At 70.3% G+C, this 22261-nt stretch carries 26 protein-coding genes; 8 read left to right on the top strand and 18 right to left on the bottom strand.

Annotated elements, in window-relative coordinates:
* Positions 1-41: 41 nt before the first annotated feature.
* Positions 42-944, bottom strand: a complete 903-nt coding sequence (gene rpsB, locus KYX17_RS14655) for a 30S ribosomal protein S2 (protein ID WP_243227704.1) — start codon at positions 942-944, stop codon at positions 42-44.
* Between the two features lie 299 nt (positions 945-1243).
* Between rpsB and KYX17_RS14650 the strand changes: the two genes are divergently transcribed.
* Positions 1244-1771, top strand: coding sequence for a murein hydrolase activator EnvC (locus KYX17_RS14650; RefSeq protein ID WP_243227703.1), 528 nt, complete (start codon positions 1244-1246; stop codon positions 1769-1771).
* Between the two features lies 1 nt (position 1772).
* Here the strand turns inward: KYX17_RS14650 and KYX17_RS14645 are convergent, their stop codons facing one another.
* From KYX17_RS14645 to KYX17_RS14600, 10 genes are all read right to left on the bottom strand, one after another.
* Positions 1773-2354 carry a DUF3060 domain-containing protein gene (locus tag KYX17_RS14645; protein ID WP_243227702.1) on the bottom strand — a complete coding sequence of 194 codons (582 nt, stop codon included), beginning with the start codon at positions 2352-2354 and terminating at the stop codon, positions 1773-1775.
* A 32-nt stretch (positions 2355-2386) separates the two neighbouring features.
* Positions 2387-3289 carry a tyrosine recombinase XerC gene (locus KYX17_RS14640; protein ID WP_243227701.1) on the bottom strand — a complete coding sequence of 301 codons (903 nt, stop codon included), beginning with the start codon at positions 3287-3289 and terminating at the stop codon, positions 2387-2389.
* Between the two features lie 16 nt (positions 3290-3305).
* Positions 3306-4466, bottom strand: coding sequence for a DNA-processing protein DprA (gene dprA, locus KYX17_RS14635; protein WP_243227700.1), 1161 nt, complete (start codon positions 4464-4466; stop codon positions 3306-3308).
* Positions 4463-5989: a YifB family Mg chelatase-like AAA ATPase gene (locus KYX17_RS14630; protein ID WP_243227699.1), complete on the bottom strand. Its 1527-nt coding sequence runs from the start codon at positions 5987-5989 to the stop codon at positions 4463-4465. Before KYX17_RS14630 ends, dprA begins: the two co-directional genes overlap by 4 nt.
* Complete coding sequence (locus KYX17_RS14625; protein WP_243227698.1) at positions 5986-6348, bottom strand: YraN family protein; 363 nt, start codon at positions 6346-6348, stop codon at positions 5986-5988. The genes KYX17_RS14630 and KYX17_RS14625 overlap by 4 nt, the downstream gene beginning before the upstream one ends.
* Positions 6349-6440: 92 nt before the next feature.
* Entirely contained in the window at positions 6441-6764 is a 324-nt protein-coding gene (locus KYX17_RS14620; protein WP_137417143.1) for a DUF2469 family protein, read from the bottom strand.
* Positions 6765-6805: 41 nt separating this feature from the next.
* The gene (locus tag KYX17_RS14615; RefSeq protein ID WP_243227697.1) at positions 6806-7465 is read right to left on the bottom strand and encodes a ribonuclease HII; all 660 of its coding nucleotides are present in this window, start codon (positions 7463-7465) and stop codon (positions 6806-6808) included.
* Entirely contained in the window at positions 7462-8220 is a 759-nt protein-coding gene (gene lepB / locus KYX17_RS14610) for a signal peptidase I (RefSeq protein ID WP_243227696.1), read from the bottom strand. Before lepB ends, KYX17_RS14615 begins: the two co-directional genes overlap by 4 nt.
* A gap of 118 nt (positions 8221-8338) precedes the next feature.
* A complete protein-coding gene (gene rplS, locus KYX17_RS14605) occupies positions 8339-8686 on the bottom strand; it encodes a 50S ribosomal protein L19 (RefSeq protein WP_137417146.1) in 348 nt (115 codons plus the stop codon).
* Between the two features lie 164 nt (positions 8687-8850).
* Positions 8851-9348: an MFS transporter permease gene (locus KYX17_RS14600; protein ID WP_243227695.1), complete on the bottom strand. Its 498-nt coding sequence runs from the start codon at positions 9346-9348 to the stop codon at positions 8851-8853.
* A gap of 140 nt (positions 9349-9488) precedes the next feature.
* Here KYX17_RS14600 and map point away from each other — a divergent pair, with 140 nt between their 5' ends.
* A complete protein-coding gene (gene map, locus KYX17_RS14595; RefSeq protein WP_243227694.1) occupies positions 9489-10271 on the top strand; it encodes a type I methionyl aminopeptidase in 783 nt (260 codons plus the stop codon).
* 7 nt (positions 10272-10278) lie between these two features.
* Here the strand turns inward: map and trmD are convergent, their stop codons facing one another.
* From trmD to rpsP, 4 genes are read right to left on the bottom strand one after another with little or no spacing between them, the layout of a single operon-like run.
* Positions 10279-10968 (bottom strand): tRNA (guanosine(37)-N1)-methyltransferase TrmD, encoded by a 690-nt coding sequence (gene trmD / locus KYX17_RS14590; protein ID WP_243227693.1) that lies wholly within the window; start codon positions 10966-10968, stop codon positions 10279-10281.
* A gap of 1 nt (position 10969) precedes the next feature.
* Positions 10970-11599: a ribosome maturation factor RimM gene (gene rimM, locus KYX17_RS14585; protein ID WP_243227692.1), complete on the bottom strand. Its 630-nt coding sequence runs from the start codon at positions 11597-11599 to the stop codon at positions 10970-10972.
* Complete coding sequence (locus KYX17_RS14580) at positions 11599-11829, bottom strand: RNA-binding protein (RefSeq protein ID WP_137417151.1); 231 nt, start codon at positions 11827-11829, stop codon at positions 11599-11601. The genes rimM and KYX17_RS14580 overlap by 1 nt, the downstream gene beginning before the upstream one ends.
* Positions 11830-11834: 5 nt before the next feature.
* Complete coding sequence (rpsP, locus tag KYX17_RS14575) at positions 11835-12257, bottom strand: 30S ribosomal protein S16 (RefSeq protein WP_137417152.1); 423 nt, start codon at positions 12255-12257, stop codon at positions 11835-11837.
* A 181-nt stretch (positions 12258-12438) separates the two neighbouring features.
* Between rpsP and KYX17_RS14570 the strand changes: the two genes are divergently transcribed.
* A complete protein-coding gene (locus tag KYX17_RS14570) occupies positions 12439-13599 on the top strand; it encodes a glutamate--cysteine ligase (RefSeq protein ID WP_243227691.1) in 1161 nt (386 codons plus the stop codon).
* A 41-nt stretch (positions 13600-13640) separates the two neighbouring features.
* Positions 13641-14372 carry an SGNH/GDSL hydrolase family protein gene (locus tag KYX17_RS14565; RefSeq protein ID WP_243227690.1) on the top strand — a complete coding sequence of 244 codons (732 nt, stop codon included), beginning with the start codon at positions 13641-13643 and terminating at the stop codon, positions 14370-14372.
* Positions 14373-14379: 7 nt separating this feature from the next.
* On the opposite strand, the gene ffh is transcribed toward KYX17_RS14565, so the two are convergent.
* The gene (ffh, locus tag KYX17_RS14560; protein ID WP_243227689.1) at positions 14380-15918 is read right to left on the bottom strand and encodes a signal recognition particle protein; all 1539 of its coding nucleotides are present in this window, start codon (positions 15916-15918) and stop codon (positions 14380-14382) included.
* A gap of 12 nt (positions 15919-15930) precedes the next feature.
* Positions 15931-16524 (bottom strand): TetR/AcrR family transcriptional regulator, encoded by a 594-nt coding sequence (locus KYX17_RS14555; RefSeq protein WP_243227688.1) that lies wholly within the window; start codon positions 16522-16524, stop codon positions 15931-15933.
* A gap of 250 nt (positions 16525-16774) precedes the next feature.
* Between KYX17_RS14555 and KYX17_RS14550 the strand changes: the two genes are divergently transcribed.
* From KYX17_RS14550 to KYX17_RS14535, 4 genes are read left to right on the top strand one after another with little or no spacing between them, the layout of a single operon-like run.
* Positions 16775-18415, top strand: a complete 1641-nt coding sequence (locus tag KYX17_RS14550; protein ID WP_243227687.1) for an ABC transporter substrate-binding protein — start codon at positions 16775-16777, stop codon at positions 18413-18415.
* 7 nt (positions 18416-18422) lie between these two features.
* Positions 18423-19409 carry an ABC transporter permease gene (locus KYX17_RS14545; RefSeq protein ID WP_243227686.1) on the top strand — a complete coding sequence of 329 codons (987 nt, stop codon included), beginning with the start codon at positions 18423-18425 and terminating at the stop codon, positions 19407-19409.
* Complete coding sequence (locus KYX17_RS14540) at positions 19406-20257, top strand: ABC transporter permease (RefSeq protein ID WP_243227685.1); 852 nt, start codon at positions 19406-19408, stop codon at positions 20255-20257. The genes KYX17_RS14545 and KYX17_RS14540 overlap by 4 nt, the downstream gene beginning before the upstream one ends.
* The gene (locus tag KYX17_RS14535; protein WP_243227684.1) at positions 20254-21750 is read left to right on the top strand and encodes an ABC transporter ATP-binding protein; all 1497 of its coding nucleotides are present in this window, start codon (positions 20254-20256) and stop codon (positions 21748-21750) included. The genes KYX17_RS14540 and KYX17_RS14535 overlap by 4 nt, the downstream gene beginning before the upstream one ends.
* Before the next feature lie 2 nt (positions 21751-21752).
* Here the strand turns inward: KYX17_RS14535 and KYX17_RS14530 are convergent, their stop codons facing one another.
* Complete coding sequence (locus tag KYX17_RS14530) at positions 21753-22253, bottom strand: DUF2004 domain-containing protein (protein WP_243227683.1); 501 nt, start codon at positions 22251-22253, stop codon at positions 21753-21755.
* Between the last annotated feature and the right edge of the window lie 8 nt (positions 22254-22261).

Below are 22261 nucleotides of genomic sequence, written 5' to 3'. Positions count from 1 at the left end.
CGCGGCCGCGCCGATCGTAGCGGGTCCAGGGGACGCGCTGATTACTTGTCGGTGGCCTCGGCCCCGGCGACGGCCTCGACGCTCTCGCCGGAGGCGGCGGCGACAGCCTCGACCTGCTCCTCGGCGGCAGCCTCGTCCGCGGCGGACTCGGTCGATGCCACGACCGCGTCAGCACCCTCGGAGACGGGAGCGCCCTGCTCGAGGAGCTCGCGCTCCCACTCGGCCAGGGGCTCTTCGGCGCCGGACTCGGGGTTGTGCTTCTGCTGCAGGCCCTCGGCGGCCGCGTCCGCGATGATGCGGGTCAGCAGCGAGACGGAGCGGATCGCGTCGTCGTTGCCGGGGATCGGGAACTGGAACTCGTCCGGGTCGGCGTTCGTGTCGAGGATGCCGATCACGGGGATGCCGAGCTTGGTCGCCTCATCCACGGCGAGGTGCTCGCGCTTGGCGTCGACGATCCAGATGGCCGACGGCGTCTTGGTGAGGTTGCGGATACCGCCGAGCGACTTGTGCAGCTTGTCGAGCTCGCGCTTCTTGAGCAGCAGCTCCTTCTTGGTGAAGCCGCTCGCGGCCGGGTCCTCGAAGTCGAGCTCCTCGAGCTCCTTCATGCGGGCGAGACGCTTGCTGACCGTCGAGAAGTTGGTGAGCAGACCGCCGAGCCAGCGCTGGTTGACGTACGGCTGGCCGACACGCGTGGCCTGCTCGGCGATGACTTCCTGCGCCTGCTTCTTGGTGCCGACGAAGAGCACCGTGCCGCCGTGGGCGACGGTCTCCTTGACGAACTCGTACGCCTTGTCGATGTACGACAGCGACTGCTGGAGGTCGATGATGTGGATGCCGGAGCGCTCCGTGAGGATGAAGCGCTTGACCTTCGGGTTCCACCGGCGGGTCTGGTGTCCGAAGTGGACGCCGCTGTCGAGCAGCTGGCGAATGGTGACGACGGCCATGGCCGTTCTCCTTCTGTTGCGGTTGTTCGCGTCGGACCGATCGGTCGACGAGCCTGGTGCCCGGCACGCACCCACCCGTCCGAGGACGGGACCGTAGGGTGGATGTGCCGCGGGTTGCTCCCACTCGGGGCACGCGGAGTCACCTCGACATGCGAGGCGCGATTCAAGTGTACCAGTCGGGGAACCGGTTCACGGCGCCCGGGGCGACGTCCTCTCCCCCGCCTCCCACGCCCGGCATGCTGTCCCCACCTGCGGGTTCGGTGCCCCCTCCGCCTTCACGGCGACGGCACGTTGGGGTCATGCCCGCATCCTCCTCCGGCCGCCGCCTGACAGTCGTCGCCCTCGTGCTCCTCGCACTGGCGGCTCCCGCGTCCGCGGCCGTGGCCGCACCCGCTCGCTCAGCGCAGACGATCGCCGTGGATGCGGCGCACTCCTGGACATGGCCGGTGCTGGGCCGCGTCGTGGAGCCGTATCGCCAGCCGGCGCACGACTACGCTGCGGGCCATCGCGGAATCGACATCGAGGCGGCAACCGCGACGGTCGTCGCCCCGGCTGACGGCGTGGTGTTGTTCGCCGGCGTCGTGGTCGATCGCCCCGTCCTGACGATCGATCACGGCGATGGCCTCGTGAGCACTCTGGAACCGCTCGCCAGCGCTCTGACGCCGGGAACGCACGTGCGCGCCGGTGAGGTCGTGGGCACCCTGTCGTCCGGCGGCCATGCCGCCCCGGAAACTCTTCACCTGGGCGCGCGTCGCGACGGGGTCTACATCAATCCGCTGCTTCTGCTGGGCGGTGTGCCCCGCGCGGTACTGCTGCCGTGCTGCTGAGTCAGCGGCCGCCGACGGTGTTGCGCTGGCCGTTGTCGGTGACCGCTCCCCGGCGGTCCGCCCGCACGGTGTTGTCGTTGCCTGAGACGGTGAGGGCAGTGAAGCCCGACGCGGTGACCGTGTTCCGGTCGCCGTTGAGGGCAACCGTCGACAAGGTCGCCGCGTCGATGACGTTGTCCTGACCGCCCACCGAGAGATCGGCGACGTCGGCAGACGTCAGCTCGTTGCGATCCCCCGAGAGCTGAACGACGCCGAGCGTCGCTTGCGTCGCGTCGACACGCAGACCGGTGCCGCCGATCGTCACCGAGGCACAATCCCCCGTCAACACGAAGTCCTGATCGGCGCCGGAGATCTCCGTCGGTCCACCCGCGCAGACGACCGTACCCTCGGCGGCCGGCGGGGCGGCCGTGGGAGCAGTGGTCGCCGCGTGGGAGGGGATCGGCGTTGCGGGCGACGACGGAGACGCTGCGGTCGGCGGCGCGGGAAGGACGGTCTGCCGGGGCGCGGCGACGACGCCGCATCCGGTCAGTACTGCCGCAGCGGCGATGAGGATCGCGATGTGGCCTACACGACGCACGCTCATGTGCTCACGGTACGCGCCGGACGGGGTCCGCGTCATGCCCGCGGGTGAGCTTGTCGGTAGGTGGCCGCCAACCGTTCGTGCGACACGTGGGTGTAGATCTGGGTGGTGCCAAGGTTCGCGTGCCCCAACATCTCCTGCACGGCGCGCAGATCGGCCCCGCCGTCGAGCAGGTGGGTCGCCGCCGAGTGCCGAAGGGCATGCGGGCCGGCGGCACGACCGAGGACGGGACCGACCGTCCGTGCGACGAGATCGTAGACGCTGCGGGGACCGAGTGCGCCGCCGCGGACACCGAGGAAGAGGGCATCCGCAGGCTGACCGCCGGCGCGTGCAGCCAACACGGGTCGTGCGCGTACGAGGTACGCATCGATGGCCTCCTCGGCCGGCGCACCGTAGGGAACGACCCGTTCCTTGTTGCCCTTGCCCGTCACGCGCACGGTGCGGCGCTCGCGGTCGAGGTCCCGGCTTCGCAGGGTGCACAACTCGGACACGCGCAATGCGGCGCCATAGAGCAGCTCGAGTACCGCCCGATCCCGCAGTGTCACGGGATCGCCATCCGCGCTGTCGCGAGCCAAGCCGCCCAGCATCTCGCCCAACGCGGGGGCGCTCGCGACCGCCGGGAGTGTCCTCCCCCGCTTGGGCGCGATGAGGCGCAGGCTCGGGTCGGCCTGGATGATCCCCTGCTCCCGCGCCCAGCCGAAGAAGCCCCGGGCGGATGCGGTGCGCCGGGCGATCGTCGCGCGACTGTCGCCGCGATTCGTCGCCTGCCAGAGCCACTCGCGCAGCTCCTCGAGGTCGACGTCCTCGACCTCTGCGACGCCGGACAGCGCGGCGAAGTCCCGCAGATCGGATCCGTACGCGCGCACCGTCGCGGGCGACAGGCGGCGCACGTCGGCGAGGTGATCGCACCACGCCTCGATCGCAGTCGCCAGCATCATGCGGCCAGCTTGCCAGTCATCGCCCCGAGCGCCGTCGCCACCCGCCGACGTCGCCCACGACCGACCCCTCCAGGAGCATCCCGCCCAGGATGGCCTCGACCTCGGAGATCGCGAGCCCCGACCGTTGCGCGAGCTCGCTCGCATCCCGTCCGACCCGGAAGCTCAGCGCGTCGCGCACCCGCGTGCGTTCGTTCGTCCATGCTCCCGCCACCACGAGGGGTTGGCTCGCGCCCAGCCCCGCGAGCTCCCGCACCTCGGCCGCATCGGTGACGCACACCGCGTCGTACTCGCGGAGAAGTCGGTGACATCCGAGCGACGCGGGACTCGTGACCGGTCCGGGTACGGCTCCCAAGGGACGCCCGAGCGACGCCGCGTGGCCGGCCGTGTTGAGTGAGCCGCTGCGCGCACCCGCCTCGACGACGACCGTCGCACGCGAGAGGGCGGCGATGACGCGATTGCGGGCGAGGAATCGCCACTTCGTCGGCGCGCCGCCACATGGGACTTCCGCGACCACTGCGCCTGTGGCGGCGATGCGCCCGAGCATCTCTTCGTGCCCGGCCGGGTACGCGCGATCGCATCCGCCTGCGAGCACCGCCACCGTGGAACCTGGGCGGGTTCCCATGGCGCTGCGATGCGCTGCACCGTCTATGCCGTACGCGGCGCCGGACACGACCGTGATGCCGCCACCGGCGAGGCCGGCCGCGAGCTCACCCGCCACGTGCTCGCCGTAGGGGGTCGCCGCCCGCGCACCGACGAGCGCGACGGACGGCGCACCGAGCGCACGTGGATCACCCCGCACCCACAATGCGAGGGGGGCGTGATCGGCCAGGTCGTCGACCGACTGGGGCCACTCCGGATCCGAGGGGACCAGGATCGCCACTCGCCCGCGCCGCGCACGTTTCAGGGCGTCGGTGACGAGGTCGTCGTGGAGGCGCGGGAGCCATCGTGCGGAGGCGTCCGCCGCGGCACGGGGCTCGGCACCCGTGATCCGTGCGATTTCCGCAGGGTGCGCAGCGATGTGCAGCGCCGCCGGGGCTGAAACAGCCGCCAGCAGAGCCCCCGCGACCGCGTCGCCAGGCTCCGCGATGCCGCTCCAGAACACCCGGGCCGCCCGCTCCGGCGTTGCCCGTTCCCCGAGCTCCGGGAGCATGCGCTCGATGACGGCGTCGACGTTCATGCGGCGATCCCCCGCTTCATGAACAGGGCTCGGCCGATGTCCTCCTGGTCCGGCGAGGAGCGTTGCGAGAGGTCAGCCAGCGTCCACGCCAGCCGCAGCACACGGTCGTACCCGCGCAGGGTCAACTGGCCTCGCTCGAGCGCCGCGTCGAGCGGCGCTCGCACCGACGCGGGCGGCGCCGAGGGCCCCTCGCGCAGCCACCGCCCAGGAACGTCGACATTGCGTCGCCACGGCGTCCTGGCCAGTCGCTCCGCGGTGCGCGCGCGGGCATCCGCGACGCGTCTGGCCGCATCCGCCGTCGAGACGCGTCCGACCGCGGCATCGGCGCCCACGGCCGCGACGCGCCGCATCGGCAGATCGATGTCCACCCGATCGAGGAGTGGGCCCGACAACCGACCCAGATAGCGGCGGATCGCGGCCGGCGGACACTCGCACCTCGCTCCGCGCACTCCGTAGTTACCGCACGGGCAGGGATTGGTGGCGAGAACGAGCTGGAATCGCGCGGGATAACGGACGCTGATCCCGGATCGATGGATGTGGATGTCTCCGCGCTCGAGCGGCTGACGGAGAGCGTCGAGAACGCTGGCGGGAAACTCCCCTGCCTCATCGAGGAACAGCACACCCTCACTGGCACGCGCGATGGCACCCGGCCGGATGACACGGGAGCCGCCGCCGACGAGGGCAGCGACGCTGGCCGTATGGTGCGGCGTCTCCAGCGGCGGGATGCGGGTGAGCGAGGTCACGGCCTCGCCCGACAGCGAGCGGATCGATGCCACGGCGAGAGCCGCCTCCGGGTCGAGCGGCGGAAGGATGCCCGGCAGGCGCCGCGCGAGCATCGTCTTACCTGCCCCCGGCGGACCACTCATGAGCAGGTGGTGCCCGCCCGCCGCGGCGACCACGAGCGCCTCGACGGCCTCCCGCTGACCGATCACGTCCGACAGGTCCAGCGTCTCAGGCTCCTCGTCCGCCGGCGTGGCCGGCGTCGGCGCGGGCAGGTCGGGGACGACGACGTCCGCGCCGTGCCGAGCGGCCACCTCCGCCAAGGTCGCGGCAGGGAGCACCTCGATACCCGTCACGAGTCGGGCCTCCTCACCGTTCGCCGCCGGCACGACGATCCGTCGACGCCCGGCTCGCGCGGCGGCGACCACCGCAGGAAGCACACCCGAGACGGGTCGGAGTCGCCCATCGAGCCCCAGCTCGCCGATGTGCACCGTGGCGGCCACCGACGCCGCATCCATCCCGCCGTCCGCAGCGAGCGCGGCGATCGCGATCGCGACGTCGAAGCCGGATCCGTGCTTGGGCAGGCTCGCCGGCGACAGGTTGACGGTGAGGCGGCGCCGCGGCAGCGGGAGGCCAGAGTTGGCGCACGCGTTGTGCACGCGCTGCACCGCCTCGCCGAGCGCGCGATCGCCGAGCCCGATGATGCGGAACTCCGGGGTCTGTTGGCTGACATCGGCCTCGACCTCGACCAGAGCGCCCTCGAGCCCGTTGAGCGCGATCGACCACGTCCGCGCAACGGTCATCGCACGTCCCGCAGGTGCTCGACGTGGCCGGTTCCGGCATCCATCCCCAGCACCGACACGGCATCGACGCGCACGGCGCGGCCTCGAGCCTCGTCGGGATGCGCGATGCACCACGCGACGGCGAGGCGCCACAGCCGGGCCCGCTTTCGCGCGTCGATCGCTTCGAGGGGATGCCCGAAGCGCTCGCTCGTGCGCGTCTTGACCTCCACGACGACGATCTCGCCGGCCTCGAGGGCGACGATGTCGATCTCGCCGAGAGGGCACCGCCAGTTGCGGTCGAGGATGCGGAACCCGCGCTCGGTCAGGAAGGATGCGGCCCGGCTCTCACCGTCGCGTCCCAGGTCGTCTTTGGCTGCCATAGGCACAGCGTGGCGAACCGCCGGCGCCGTCTCTGCGGAACGGACACTCCTCGGGGAGAACCCGCCCCCTCCCGGTCGGTGGGGAGAATCGCTCAGTTGTCGAGCGAGAGCTCCTCGGGAAGCTGGAAGTCGCGGCGCGAGAGCTCCTCGACGTTGACGTCCTTGAACGTCAGCACGCGCACGGCCTTCACGAAGCGGTCTGCGCGGTAGATGTCCCACACCCACACGTCGGTCATCGAGATCTCGAAGTAGAAATCGTGCTCGGTGTCGCGGCGCACGACGTTGACGTCGTTGGCGAGGTAGAAGCGGCGCTCGGTCTCGATCACGTACTGGAACTGCGAGACGACGTCGCGGTACTCCCGGTAGAGGGCGAGCTCGAGTTCGCGGTCGTAGTCTTCGAAGACATCGTCATCCATGGTGCGTCCATTCTACGGCTGCGGTCCGGGTCGGCGCGGTCTCAGAAGAGTGTGGGCGCCGAGGCGATCTGCCACGAGGCCCGGTGATGCGCGTGAAGCCCGTGCGCGGCGATGGCGGCGCGGTGCTCCGGGCTGGCGTAGCCCTTGTTGCGCTCCCAGAGGTACGCGGGCGCATCCGGGTGGAGCGCGACCATGTGCGCGTCCCGCGCGACCTTGGCGACAACGGATGCGGCGGCAGCGCTCGCACAGTCGCGGTCGCCCTTGATGACGGTGCGCACCTCGTACGGCGTCGCGCCCGCGGGCGTGATGTAGTCATGGTTGCCGTCGAGCAGCACGACCGCATCCGTCGTGTCCACGCCCTGCGCACGGAGGCCGTCGAGCGCGCGGTGGGCGGCGAGCCCGAGTGCGCGCGTGATCCCCACCGCGTCGATCTCTGCGGCGGTCGCCCACCCGAGCGCGCTCGCGTCGACCCACGCCTCGGCGGCGCGGGCCACATCCGCCCTGCGCGCCTCGGGGATGAGCTTCGAGTCGCGCAGTCCCTCGGGGATGCGGACCCGGCGCGTGCGCGGGGCCATGACCGTTGCGCCGATCACGACGGGGCCTGCGAGAGCGCCTCGCCCCACCTCATCGCACGCGATGACGATGCGCTGCTCGGCCCACAGGCGCCGTTCCAGCCGCAGCGTCGGTTGGACCGGGCTCACTGGCCCTCCGGCCGAGGCACGTCCCCGAACACCTCGTGGTGGAAGTCGATACCGCCGAAGCGGTCGAACGGCCAGGTGATGAGGAACGCGCGTCCGACGACGTTATCGATGGGCACGAAGCCGCGACCGGGCTGATCCTGGTTGTAACGCGAGTCCTTCGACCGATAGCGGTTGTCCCCAAGGACCCAGAGCGATCCCTCCGGCACGGTGACGTCGAAGTCGAGCGAGGATGCGGGAGCTCCGGGGTCGGGCAGCAGGAGATAGGAGGACTCGTCGATCGGAGCGCCGTTGACCGTGATCTGCCCCAGGTCGTTGCAGCAGACGACGTGATCGCCGGGCAGCCCGATGATGCGCTTGATGAGGTGGTCGTCGCTGTCGGGCGCGGCAAGGCCCACGAGGGAGAACACCCACTCGATTCCGTCCACGATCGGACCCTGGCTCGGAGCGGACACCGAGGAGCCCAGCCAGCCGCCCGGGTCGCGGAACACGACGACGTCACCGCGCTCGTATCCCCCGAAACGCGGCGTCAGCTCGTCGACGAGGATGCGATCCTGCTCGATCAGCGTGTTCTCCATCGACGCCGACGGGATGTAGAACGAGCGCACCAGGAACGACTTGACCAGGAACGACACCAGCAACGCGATCAGGATGATGACCAGGACGTCGCGGAGGAAGATCAGCGCACCGCGGCGTCGGCGAGGCCGGGATCGGCGCGGCAGCGATGCGTCGTCGACGGAGGGGTTGTCGGTGCTCATGCAGTTCCTCGAGATACAAGCGGCACGAGCCGCACTCTAGCGTCGCACATCAGCGCGCGGCCGCGGACACGACGAAGCCCCGACGCCGGAGCGGTCGGGGCTTCGTGACGGAGCGCGATCAGCGGTCGCGCTTCTCCTTGATCTTCGCCTTCTTGCCGCGGAGGTTGCGGAGGTAGTACAGCTTGGCGCGACGCACGTCACCACGCGTCACGACCTCGATCTTGTCGATGATCGGCGAGTGCACCGGGAAGATGCGCTCGACGCCGACCTGGAAGCTGATCTTGCGGACGTTGAAGGTCTCGCGCACGCCGTCGCCCTGGCGGCCGATGACGACGCCCTGGAAGACCTGGATACGCGAGCGGTTGCCCTCGGTGATGTTGACGTGCACCTTGACGGTGTCGCCGGGACCGAAGTCCGGGATGTCGGAGCGGAGCGAAGCCGCATCGACGGCGTCGAGGATCTGCATGAGTGATCTCTTCCTGCAACCGCCACAGGTCGGCTGCGAAACTGGTGTTTACGAAAGTAGGAGCGGTGCCCGCACCACGCGGGATGCGTGGCTGTCTCCCCTGAGGCAGAGACCGGTCAGGGCACAAACAACCATTCTGCCACGCGCCGCTCCGCGCGCCAACTTCACGCGTCGCGCTGCACCGTCTCCTCGACCACGATGACCTCGTGCGCCGGCGCGGATGCGGCCGGTGAGGGCTTCGTCGGGGGGATGTAGGCCGTGCCATCGCTGGCGTGCAGCACGGCCGCTCGCGGACGCGCCTCGCGCCAGAGCTGCCACAGCTGGAGCCAGATGTTCGCGACCCCCACCAGCACCGTGAGCACCATAACGGGCGCCCACCACTGCTGGACGAACAGGCCGAGAGCGATCGTCAATGCGTGCCAGAGGCCGTAACCGGCTACATCCCACCAGGAGAGCGCACGTTCGGCACGCGCCGTCGGCCGAAGACGGGTCAAGAGCGTGAGCAGGAGCTGACCGAAGAAGACGGAGGGGATGGCGATGAACAGCACCCACAGCAGAGCCCAGCCGCCGGCGCCCGTCACCGTCCACCCGACGAAGAGCCACAGCGGCAGCAGGAAGGCGGAGGGCAGAAGCCAGTGGAAGCCGGCGCGACGAAGCCACATGCGTGCATCGTACGCGCGCCCCCGCCGCCAGGACCGCTCGCGAGCGACACTCGGGGCGGACGCCCAGCGGAGCACGCGGCTGCGGGGACGACGCTCGCGCCCCGGGCGGGAGAGAATGGAGCGGAGAACGAAGGAGCACCATGATCGAACTGCGCACGCCGGCCGAGATCGAGCAGATGCGACCGGCCGGGCGCTTCGTCGCCGAAGTGCTGGCGACACTGCGGGACGAGACGAAGGTCGGCACGAACCTGCTGACACTGGATCGCAGGGCGCACGACATGATCCGAAAGGCCGGCGCCGAATCCTGCTACATCGACTACCACCCGTCCTTCGGCGCCAGCCCGTTCGGAAAGGTGATCTGCACCTCGATCAACGATGCCGTGCTGCACGGGCTCCCCTTCGACTACACGCTGCGCGACGGTGACCTCGTCTCGCTCGACTTCGCGGCATCCGTCGACGGCTGGGTCGCGGACTCCGCCGTCTCCTTCGTGGTCGGAACCGCCCGCGACGAGGATCTTCGCCTGATCGAGACCACGCGCATCGCTCTGGATGCCGCGATCCAGACGGCGACGGTCGGCAACCGCGTCGGCGACGTGTCGGCCGCCATCGCCGCCGTCTCCCACGGTGCCGGCTACTCCATCAACACGGATTTCGGCGGCCACGGTGTCGGCCGCGTCATGCACGGCGACCCGCACGTCCCGAACGACGGAAAGCCCGGCCGCGGCTACCCGCTGCGTGAAGGTCTCGTGGTGGCTCTCGAGCCCTGGCTGCTGGAGACGACCGATCGTCTGGTGACCGACCCGGACGGCTGGACGCTGCGCAGCGCCGACGGCTCCCGCGGCGCGCACACGGAGCACACCGTCGCCGTCACGGCGGAGGGCCCCATCGTGTTGACCGACCGCGAGTTCCTCGGCGTCGACTGAGCCGCGCTCAGTCGGCGAGCAGGTCGGGACGCCGCGCGCGCGTGCGTTCCACCTGCTGGTCGCGACGCCACTCGGCCACGCGACCGTGATGTCCGCTCAGGAGCACATCGGGCACGGCCAGGCCACGCCACTCGGAGGGCTTCGTGTACGACGGGTACTCCAGCAGCCCGTCCTCATGTGACTCCTCGACGAGGCTCTCCGGGTTGCCGACGACGCCGGGCACGAGACGTCCGACGGCCTCGATCATGGCCATCGCCGCCACCTCGCCGCCGTTGAGCACGTAGTCGCCGAGACTTGCGAGTCGCACCTGTCCGAGCGAGGCCGCGTAGGTGAAGACCCGTTCGTCGATGCCCTCGTACCGGCCGCAGCCGAAGACGAGGTGATCCAGGCCGCTCCATTCGCGAGCCGTCGCCTGGACGAACCGTTCGCCCGCGGGCGAAGGGAAGACGAACGTCGGCTCGGACGTCGCCTCCTGGGCAATCGCGTCGAGCGCGAGACCCCAGGGCTCGGGCTTCATCACCATGCCCGCTCCCCCGCCATACGGGGTGTCATCGACCGTGCGGTGCCGATCGGTCGTGAAATCGCGCAGGTTGTGCACCCGCACATCCAGCAGCCCGTTGCCACGGGCCTTGCCGAGAAGCGATACCTCGAGGACGTCGAAGAACTCGGGGAAGATCGTGATGACGTCGATGCGCACGTCAGTCCTCGCCGGTCGCGGCCGTTTCGTCTTCGGCGGTGGACTCGTCGTCGGCGGGAAGCTCCTCGAAGAGCCCGGCGGGCGGCGTGACGACGACGCGCCCCGCGGCGGGATCCACCTCGGGGACGATCGCCTTGACGAACGGGACCAGCACTTCGTTCTCGCCGACGGCGACCGCGAGCAGATCCTGCGCGGGAAGGTGGTCGACACGGGCGACCCGCCCCACGACGACTCCGTCGCGAACGACGTCGAGGCCGACGAGCTGGTGGTCGAACCAGGCGTCCTCTTCGTCGGGGGTGCTCTGCTCGTCCTGGTCGATCCAGAGAATGGCACGCACGAGGGACTCCGCGGCGTCGCGGTCGTCGACGCCCTCGAAGAACGCGACGGGATGCGTGTTCATCCACCGGAACTCGCGAACCGTGACGGTCTTGCCGAACCACGACGACGAATCGGGGACCTGGAGGGTGAACTCCGCCCCCGGGACGAACCGACCGTCGGGGTCGTCGGTGTACAGCTCGAGCTTCAGAGCGCCCTTCAGGCCGTGGGCCTTGACGAGGCGGCCGACGCGAAGCTGGGTCTTGCCGGGGCGCGGCGCGGATGCGCGCGCTCCGTCACCGGATGCGGCCGCCATCAGTCGTCGGCGACGTCGACGCGCACGCGGCTGCCGTCGGCGAGGGCCGTGACCACGGTCCGCAGAGATTTGGCGGTGCGACCGCCGCGCCCGATCACGCGACCCCGGTCATCGGGGTGGACGTGCACCTCGAGCACATCGCCTCGCGGCGACGTGGACGAGACGATGCGCACGGCGTCGGGGTTGTCGACGATCCCCTTGACGACGTGTTCGAGCGCGGCAGCCAGCACGATGATTACGCCTCGGTGCTCTCAGCAGCCTCGTCGGCGGCCTCGGCCTCGGCGGGAGCGGGCTCCTCGGCCTTCTTCTCGGCCTTGGGCTTGATGACCGACTTCTTGGCCGCGTCGACCTCGAAGGGGGCCTTGCCCTCTGCGTACTTGACGGTGCTCACGGCGTCCTTGTCGCCCTTGAAGCGACCCCAGTCGCCCGTGAGCTTGAGGATCGCGAGGACCTGCTCGGTCGGCTGAGCACCGACGCCGAGCCAGTACTGGGCCCGCTCGGAGTCGACCTTGATGACCGAGGGCTCCTCGGTCGGGTGGTACTGACCGATCTCCTCGATCACGCGACCGTCGCGCTTGGTGCGCGAGTCGGCGACGACGATGCGGTAGTAGGGCGCACGGATCTTTCCGAGACGCTTGAGACGGATCTTGACAGCCACGATTCTCCTGAATGTGTGGAAGGTGGTCGAACTGGTCGCCTGGAGCGTGGGGTGCACACCCGGCGGAAGCTCTGTGGTTCGGACCCGGCCGGATAGAGGGTCGGGCGGGGTCCAGCTGTCTATTTTGCCAGATGATGACGCGGCTCGCGAACCAGCGCGCCCTGCGTGTCAGACTGAGCCGGTGACCGTCCCCTTCGCCCCGTCGCGCCGCTCGACCGTCGGCCTCGAGTGGGAGCTGATGCTCGCCGACGGGCGCACCGGCGATCTCGTTCCCCGCGGGCCCGAGATCATCGATGAGCTCGCCGAGTCGGTCGCCCCCGAGCGGTTCCAGGTCACGGGCGAGCTTCTCACCAACACGATCGAGGTCACCAGCGGCGTCGGCGACACCGTCGAGGCCGCCGTCGACGACATCGCGGATGCGATCGCGGCCGTCCGCACGGCGACGGATCCACGCGGCGTGGAGCTGCTGTGCGCGGGTAGCCATCCCTTCGCGCAGTGGTACGACCAGGAGGTCACCGACAAGACCCGCTACCACTCGCTCATCGAGCGCACCCAGTGGTGGGGGCGCAACATGATGATCTGGGGAATCCACGTGCACGTCGGCGTCGACGACGTCACGAAGGTGTTCCCCATCATCAACGCCCTCTCCACGTACCTGCCGCATCTGCAGGCGCTCTCCGCCTCCAGTCCTTTCTGGGCGGGCGAGCGCACCGGCTACGCCTCCAACCGCGCCCTCGTGTTCCAGCAGCTGCCGACGGCGGGTCTGCCGTGGGGCCTCGGGAACTGGGCCGAGTACGAGGCGTACCTCGACGACATGGTGCGCACCGAGGTGATGGCGGATGCGACCGAGGTGCGCTGGGACATCCGTCCCGCCCCGCGGTGGGGCACGATCGAGGTGCGCGCGTGCGACGGAATGTCGACGCTGCCCGAGCTCGCCGCGGTCGCGGCGCTCACACAGACCCTCGTCGAGGATTTCTCGCGCCGACTCGACGCCGGCGAACAGCTGCCGTCGCTGCAGCCCTGGTTCGTGCGCGAGAACAAGTGGCGTGCGGCGCGGTACGGATTGGACGCACGGGTCATCGTCGATCGTGACGGACGACAGGAACCTGTCGTCGAGCATCTCGAAGCCACGCTCGAGCGCGTGGGCGACGTCGCCGTCGAGCTCAAGTGCGCCGAGGAGCTCGAGGGTGTGCGCACCACCCTCGCGCAGGGAGCCAGCTACGCGCGTCAGCTCGCCGTCGCAGACGCGTCGGGCGGTGACCTGCGCCAGGTGGTGCAACACCTCATCCGCGAGTTCCGCGCCGGCCCCGAGCGCCGCGCGCCCCTGGCCGCCCGCGGCTGAACCTGTACCGCGCTCATAAACTCGCTGCTTACCGTGATCCCGTGATCGTCCACCGCCGCCACCGGCTCCATGCAACGGCATGGACCGCTGTCGGGGTCGTGACGCTGATGATGGCCGGGTGCGCGGCTGCACCGCCGCAACGGCCGAACATCCCTCCGCATCCGGCGTCGCCCGCGCCGTCGGCCTCGCCGACGCGTACACCGACGATCGCCTCCGACGCCGTCATCATCACGATCGGCGACTCGATCATGTCGGGGTACGGGCTCGACCCCGACCAGGCGTGGCCCGTTCTGCTGGGCGAACAGACGCACACGGACATCGTGAATCTCTCGTGCGCGGGCGCGGGATTCGTCGTCGACGGCGACTGCGGGACAAACTTCTCGGCGCTCGCGCAGGCGGCCGTCGGCCTCGAGCCGGCGATGATCATCCTGCAGTCCTCGGACAACGACTCGGACGAAGACGCCGACGACATCGACTCGGCGACGCGCGCCACGGTCGAGGAACTGCACGCCGCGCTCCCCTCGACGCGGATCGTCGGGCTGAGCACGCTGTGGAACCAGCCCTGGGAGGCGCCGCCGTCGATCGCGTGGAGCTCCGACGCCCTCCGCTCAGCCGTGGAGGCCGCCGACGGCACGTTCGTCTGGCTGGGTCAGCCGCTGCAGGAGAACCCGGAGCTGCTGCAGTGGGACAGCGAGCATCCGACCGCAGAGGGGCAGGAGTATCTCGCCCGTCACGTGCGCACGGTTCTCGCGCACGCAGGAATCGTGCTCTGACGCGCGCTCAGCCGCGGCCGAGCAACTTCTGCAGTTCGGCGAGGTCGGCCTCGCTCGGGGCCTTCCCGCCCCCGAGGCCGAAGCCCGAACCGGTCGGCTCCGCAGCCGGCAGCCCCGCGTTCTCGGCGGCGCGCTTGGCGGGGTTGCCGGAGCGCGACCCCTTCGCCTTCTGCTGCTTGCCGCGCTTCGCCGACGCCCCCGGACGCCCCATCGAGCCGACGCCGGGCATGCTGGGCACGCCGCCGCGCGCGACGGTCTTCATCATTTTCGCGGCCTGGTCGAAACGCTGCACGAGCTGGTTCACGTCGGTCACGGTCATGCCGGAGCCGCGCGCGATGCGCAGACGGCGCGAGCCGTTGAGCAGCTTGGGGTTGCGGCGCTCGGCCGGCGTCATCGATCGGATGATCGCCTCGGTGCGGTCGATCTCGCGCTCGTCGAAGTTGTCGAGCTGCTGCTTCATCTGGCCCATGCCCGGGAGCATCCCGAGCATCTTCTTCATCGAGCCCATCTTCTTCATCTGCTGCAGCTGCTCGAGGAAGTCCTCGAGGGTGAACTGCTCCTTCGCGAGCTTCTCGGCGACCTTCATCGCCTCGGCTTCGTCGAAGGTCTGCTGCGCCTGCTCGATCAGGGTGAGGATGTCACCGAGATCGAGGATGCGGCTCGCCATGCGGTCCGGGTGGAAGGGCTCGAGATCGTCGAGTCCTTCACCGGTCGAGGCGTAGATGATGGGTCGACCCGTGACCGAGGCCACGGAAAGCGCAGCACCGCCGCGGGCGTCGCCGTCGAGCTTGGAGAGGACGACACCGGTGAAGTCCACACCCTCCTGGAAGGCGGTCGCGGTGTTGACCGCATCCTGGCCGATCATCGCGTCGATGACGAACAGCACCTCGTCGGGATCGGTCGCCGTGCGGATGTCGGCGGCCTGCTTCATGAGCTCCGCATCCACGCCGAGGCGTCCGGCGGTATCGATGATGACCGTGTCGTGCTGGTGGCGACGGGCGTACTCGACACCGTCGCGCGCGACGCGCACGGGGTCGCCGACGCCGTTGCCGGGCTCGGGCGCGTAGATCGCGGCTCCCGCGCGCTCGGCGACGACCTGCAGCTGGTTGACGGCGTTGGGTCGTTGGAGGTCCGCGGCGATGAGGAGCGGTGTGTGGCCGTCCTTCTCCAGCAGGCGAGCCAGCTTTCCGGCGAACGTCGTCTTTCCGGAGCCCTGGAGACCCGCGAGCATGATGACCGTGGGTGGCGTCTTGGCGAACTGCAGACGACGCTGCTCGCCGCCGAGAATCGCGACGAGCTCCTCGTTGACGATCTGCACGACCTGCTGCGCGGGGTTCAACGCACGGTTGACCTCGTCGCCGAGCGCCCGCTCGCGCACCTTGCCCGTGAACTCCTTCACCACCGCCAGTGCGACGTCGGCGTCGAGCAGGGCGCGTCGGATCTCGCGCACCGTCCCGTCGACGTCGGCGGGGCTGAGCTTCCCCTTCGTGCGCAGATTGCGGAAGGTCTCAGTGAGCCGGTCGGAGAGGGTGCCGAAAGTCGCCATGATGCGTCGATTTTACGCGAGCGCGGCGGCGGATGAGTCGTCGGACCCTCCGAAGCGCCCCGAGATCGACAGTGCGTGCTGCAGGAGAGCCTCCAGCGACACCGACGAGGCACCGCGCTGCGCCCACATCCAGACCGCACCGAGAACAGCCGCACCGTAGGCGGCGGCGCGGATCTGCGCGAGCAGAGCGTCGCCGGTCGTGTCGGTCAGTCGAGGGGCGATCTCACGCTGCAGCAGCGCCAACCGTTCGGCACGCTGCCTCTCGAGCTCCTCGCCGAGACCCATGGCCTCCGCGTTGGTGATCGCGAGCGCGAGCGTGTCAGGGGTCAGGTCGCGCCCGATGCCAGCGAGAGCATCGGGGACGGCCGCGCCCTCCGCCATGGCGCCGAAAGCCGCCGCCAAGCGCGCATCGAAGCCGGACCAGAGCACGTCGCTCTTCGCGCGGAAGTAGTTGAAGAAACTGGCTCGCGCGACGCCGGCGCGACGCGTGATGTCTCCGATCGAGGTCCCGTCGTACCCCTGCTCGAAGAACAGCTCGCATGCGGCCTCGGCGATCGTCTCGGGCGAGCTCGCCCGAGGCCGCCCCATCCGCGGTACGTCGGTCATCCGAGCAGCTTAGTCAGCGCCCGCTCCTCTGGCCGCGGCCGCATGCCTCCCGCAGGAGATCTCCCTGGATCAGGACGATTCGGTCCGGATCGTCCTGATCTGTGGCGATCTCCTGCCCAGCGGGCACCGGCACCCGGCCCGCGGAAGCGGCGGAGCGGCATCCGAGAACCGCGGTAGGCTGGCTTCTTGGACCGGATACAGCAAGTCCGTCCGCGCGCTTCCGTGTGCCCCTCTCGTTAAAGGCTCCCCCATGATCCCTGCACCTCTCAGCTCTCGTCGCGCCGCCGTGGCGGCCGCAGGCCTCGCCGCCGCCCTCGCCCTCACCGCGTGCGCGGCCGGGGGCACTGCCGATACTCCGCGTGACGGCGGGACCCTCGTCTACGCCACCGGTGACGCCGAGCCGACCTGTCTCGACCCGCACGTCGGCGGCAACTACCCGCAGGCGCTCATCTCGACGCAGTACCTGGAGCCGCTCGTCGGCCGCGACGCGGAGGGCACCATCACGCCGTGGCTCGCCGAGTCGTGGCAGGTCAGCGACGACGGACTCACGTGGGACTTCACCCTCCGCGACGGGGTGACCTTCACCGACGGCACCCCCGTCGATGCGGCCGCGATCAAGACCAACATCGAGCACCTCAAGGACCCCGACACCGCATCCAGCACGGGCTATCTGGCCGTCGCGAAGGTGACCGACGTCGAGGTCGTGGATGCGACGCACGCGCGCTTCCACCTCGCAGCCCCCGACTCCGCACTCCTGGAGTCGCTCAGCCAGCAGTGGACAGCGATCGAGTCCCCCGCGGGAATCGCCCGCGGGCAAGAGGAGAACTGCAAGGCGCCCATCGGCACCGGCCCCTTCATCGTCGATTCCTGGACGCCGCAGGAGTCGGTGCACCTCGTGCGCAATGAGAACTACGCCTCCCCCGGCCCCGAGGCCCAGCACGAGGGCCCCGCCTACCTCGATGCGATCGAGTGGCGCTTCATCCCGGATGCCGCGACGCGGCAGGCAGCCCTGCTCTCGGGCGAGGTGCAGGTCATCGACAACCCGCAGCCGGACGCGATCGTCGCGGCGGAGAACTCCACCGACACGACCCACATCGACGCGCCCCGACCCGGCTCCGTGAACCGCATCGAGCTCAACACCGGCCAGGCCCCCTTCGACGACATCCGCGTGCGCGAAGCCTTCATCCGGGCGGCGGATCCGGACCCGGGGATCACGGCGCTCTACCAGGGCACGGTCACGCGCTCGTTCTCGCCACTCGCGAGCACGGAGCCCGCCGCCATCAGCGACGCGTCGCTGTTCACGACCGACACCGCGCGCGCCGAACAGCTGCTCGACGAGGCCGGCTGGACGACGCGGGATGCGGACGGCGTCCGCACGAAGAACGGAGCGCGCCTCAGCGTGCGCTTCCCCGTCAGCACCAACCAGTCGGTGGCGGCGGAGCAGTCGCTCTTCGAGCAGATCCAGGCGAACGCCGACGCCGTGGGCTTCGACGTCCAGATCACCCCGTTGGACCTGTCGGGCTGGTACGCCGCACTCGGCGCGAAGGAGTACGAAGCGGTGAGCGCGCCGTACACGAAGGTGGGACCCGACGTCCTGCGCATCCTGTACGACTCCGACGGCATCGTCCCCGCGCCCAGCGGCTACTTCGCCAACCACGCACAACTGTCCGATCCGAAGCTGGACGCGCTCCTCGATCAGGCGTCGGCCGCATCCGACGAGCAGCAGCGCACCGACCTGTACGCCCAGGCGCAGCGCATCATCCTCGACAGCTACGCCATCCTCCCGCTCTACGACCAGCAGAACCACTTCCTGGTGCGCGGCGCGAGCGGCGTCACGACGCTGGGCACGGTGGCCACGCCGACCTTCATCGACACCCGCCTGAACGGCTGAGCGCTCGGTGAGGGTCCTTCGCTGGGTGGCGGCGCGCGTCGGATCGGCGCTGCTGGTCGTGTGGCTCGTGGCCACCGTGGTGTTCTTCGCGCTGCGCGCCTCCGGCGACCCCCTCGAGGCGATCCTCGGCGGTCCGGGTTCCCAAGCGGGGCCCGAGACGGTGGAGGCGGCGACCCGCGCCTACGCGCTCGACCAGCCGCTGGTCGTGCAGTACCTGCTGCAACTGGGCCGGATCGCCACCGTGCAGCTGGGCGACTCGTACGCCAGGAAGCAGCCCGTCGCCGATCTCATCGCCGCGCAGCTGCCCTCCACCCTCCTTCTCGCAACCCTCGCCCTGGTGGTCGCGTGGGTGCTGGCACTGATCGGGGCGATCATCGTCACGGTGGTGCGCGGCCGGGCGGCGCGGTTCGTGTCCACCGTTCTGCGCTCCGTCGAGACGATCGCCACCGTGATGCCGCAGTTCTGGCTCGGCGCCGTACTGATCCTGCTGTTCGCCGCGACCTGGCGCGTGCTGCCCGCCACGAGCGTCGGCGCCGATCCGGCGGGGCTCGTGCTCCCCGTCCTCACCCTCGCCGTTCCGATCGCCGGCTTCCTCGCACAGGTCATGCGCGATTCGCTCACCGCTGCCGACGCCGCTCCCTTCGCGACGACCGCTCGCAGCCGCGGCGCATCCGAGGTGCGGGTGCTGCTGCGGCACACGCTGCGGCACGCGGCACTTCCCGCCCTGGCCCTCTCCGGGTGGGCCTACGGCAGCCTGCTCTCCGGCGCAGTCGTGGTCGAGGCCCTCTTCGCGCGCCCCGGTCTCGGACGCCTGCTGATCGACGCGGCCACCGCCCGCGACGTGCCGCTGGTGATCGGCGCCGTCGTCGTGGTCGCGCTCATCTACGTCGTCGTGGTCGTTCTGACGGATGCGGCGGAGCTTCTCGTCGATCCGCGTCTTCGCGGTCGGCGACCCCGCTCGCTGCGCGTCCCGACGGTAGCGGTGGGCGCATGACTGCCGCAGCCTCGATGCAGGTACGGCCCGGAGTTCTGAGAGCGTTCGTCTCCGCGTGGGGCGCCGCAGGCGTCGCGGCGCTGATCGGACTCGCCGTGCTCATCGTGGCCATCATCTGGCCAGGACTGCTGGCTCCGGGCGACCCGCTCGCGATCGCCCCGGCCGAAGCGTTCCGCCCACCGAGTCCCGCGCACCTATTCGGAACGGACGAGTCGGGGCGCGATCTGTACACGCGCGTCGTGCACGGCGCCGCCGCATCCGCCGGGGTCGGCGCCGCGGCGACCGCCATCGGCGTCGGGGCCGGCCTTCTCCTGGGGTTCACCGCCGGCCTCGGCCCGCGGTGGCTGGATGCGGCGCTGTCTCGGATCATCGAGGTGCTTTTCGCCCTCCCGACGCTCGTCATGGCCCTCCTTCTCGTGGCGGTGGCGGGCCCGGGGACGGCGGCGTCGGTCGTGGCCATCGGGCTCGCGACGACACCGGGCTACGCGCGGATGCTGCGCACGCAGGTGCGCCAGGTCGCGCGCAGCGGATACGTCGAGTACGCCCGCCTCGAAGATGTCGGGTGGTTCCGCATCCTCCTCCGACACATCGCCCCCAACGCGCTGTGGCCGCTCGTCTCAGTCGCTACCCTCGGCGTCGGGCAGGCGATCGTGTGGGTCTCCGCACTCAGCTTCCTCGGGCTCGGGGCGCTCCCGCCGTCGCCGGAGTGGGGGGCGATGCTCAACGCGGGGCGTGTCTACATCGGCAGTGCTTGGTGGCTCACGGTCTTCCCCGGACTCGCGATCGTCGTCACGGCCGCCGTGCTCACGGCGGCCGGGCGGCGCTTGGCGGGCGGGGTGCGCGCATGAACGGGCTGCACGTGGCGGGACTGCGGGTCGCGCTTCCGGGCACCGGCGATGTGCTGCGCGGCGTCGACCTGGAGGTGAACCCGGGCGAGATCGTCGCCGTCGTCGGCTCCTCCGGCGCAGGCAAGTCCGTTCTGGCGAGAACACTGCTGGGTTTCACGCAGGAGCAGACCGGCGCCTCGGTCGCCGCGGCGCGCTTCGAGGTCGCGGGCCGCGACATGAGACGCGCCGGACGGCGCGGCTGGCGAGGGATGCGGGGGCGCGACGTCGCGCTCGTGCTGCAGGACGCCCTCCAATCGCTGGACCCGCTGCGGACGATCGAGGCGGAGGTCGGCGAGACGCTCGCGGTGCGCCGGGTCCCCCGGCCCCTCCGGCGCGCACGTGTCCTGCAGGCCCTCGCGGACGCGGGGCTTCCGGAGCCGGAAACTCTCCTGGCGCGCCGTCCGGGCGAGCTCTCCGGCGGAATGCGTCAACGCGCCCTCATCGCCTCCGCGATGGTGGGCGGCGCGAACATCCTCATCGCCGACGAGCCGACGACCGCCCTGGACGCCACGGTGGCGATGCACGTTCTGGATCTCCTCGCCCGCATCCGTGACGAGGGTCGAGCGGTCCTGCTGATCAGCCACGACCTCGCGGCCGTCGCCCGCGTCGCCGACAGGGTGGCCGTTGTGGAGGACGGCGCCGTGGTGGAGACGGGCCCGACTGCTCAGGTGCTGTCGGCACCGCGCCACGGGGCGACGCGCGCGCTGCTGGCCGCGTCTCCGCGCGGGCCGAAGTCGATCGCCGCGCAGCCGGCGGGCCGCATGCTTCTGAGCGCGGAGGGCGTGGGGCGTGCATATCGCTCGGTCACCGCCCTCACGGACGTCGATCTCCGCATCCGGGCGGGCGAGGTCGTCGGCGTCGTCGGCGCGTCGGGGTCGGGCAAGACGACCCTGGCGCGTCTCCTGGTGGGCGCCGAGCATCCGGACACCGGCACGATCACGCTCGCAACGCCCGCGCCGCGCATCCGTCTCGTGCCGCAGGACCCGTTGGGCAGCTTCGATCCCCGGTGGAGCATCGAACGCATCCTGACGGCCTCATCCGCTCCCGATGCGCCGACCCCCCGAGGGCTCCTCGAACGGGTGGGGCTCGACCCGACGCTGCTTCGACGACGTCCGGCGACGCTGTCCGGTGGGCAGCGGCAACGCGTGGCCATCGCGCGGGCGCTCGCTGCCTCCCCGGACGTGCTCGTGTGCGACGAGCCCGTGTCGGCGCTGGATGTGGCGACGCAGGCCGGGATCCTCGAGCTCATCCTCACCTTGCCGGCCACGAGCGGGGCCGCCGTCGTCTTCATCTCGCACGACCTCGCCGTCATCAGGCGCGTCAGCGATCGTGTCCTCGTCATGTCCGCCGGCCGCGTCGTCGAGGAAGGTGCCACCGAGGCGGTCTTCACCGGTGCTCAGCACCCCTTCACGCGCGAACTGATCGCCGCGGCGACCGCGGTGCCGTCGGAGTGAGTTCAGTCGGCGCTCGTGACCGAGATCACCGCGCCGTCCGAGTCGAGGTTAACCAGGAGCACATCGTCGGTCGAGTCCGCATCGAGCGCGTACTCGAGGACGGCGAAGGGATCCGAACCGCCGTGCTCGTCCGCGAGGATCGTCATGCTGGTGAGCTGCAGCGAACGGATGACGTCGACGTGGACGTCACCCGAGATATCCACGAGGAGATCGGTGATGTCCTCGCCGAAGGTGTCCTGCTGCTGCAGGATGTACTCCGTCACCTCGCTGGTGCGGTCGTCCAGTTCGCCGATCATGGCATTGCGCGCGAGCAGGTCGAGTTGCTCGAGCGAGGAGATGAGGGAGGCGGCGACGTCCAGGGCTGCCACGGAGACGTCCTCCTGATCGGGAGCCGTGAGATCGACCGTCACGCTCTGGTCACCGAACTCGACGTTCTCGGACCAGAAGATAGACCCGTCGGGCCCTGATTCCAGAAGTCCGAAGAAGTCGTGCTCGATCGCCATGAGTCAAT

This window comes from Microbacterium sp. CIAB417 (assembly GCF_022788845.1).
The sequence above is the reverse complement of the archived record's forward strand: the minus strand, read 5'-3'. Positions and strand labels throughout refer to the sequence as shown.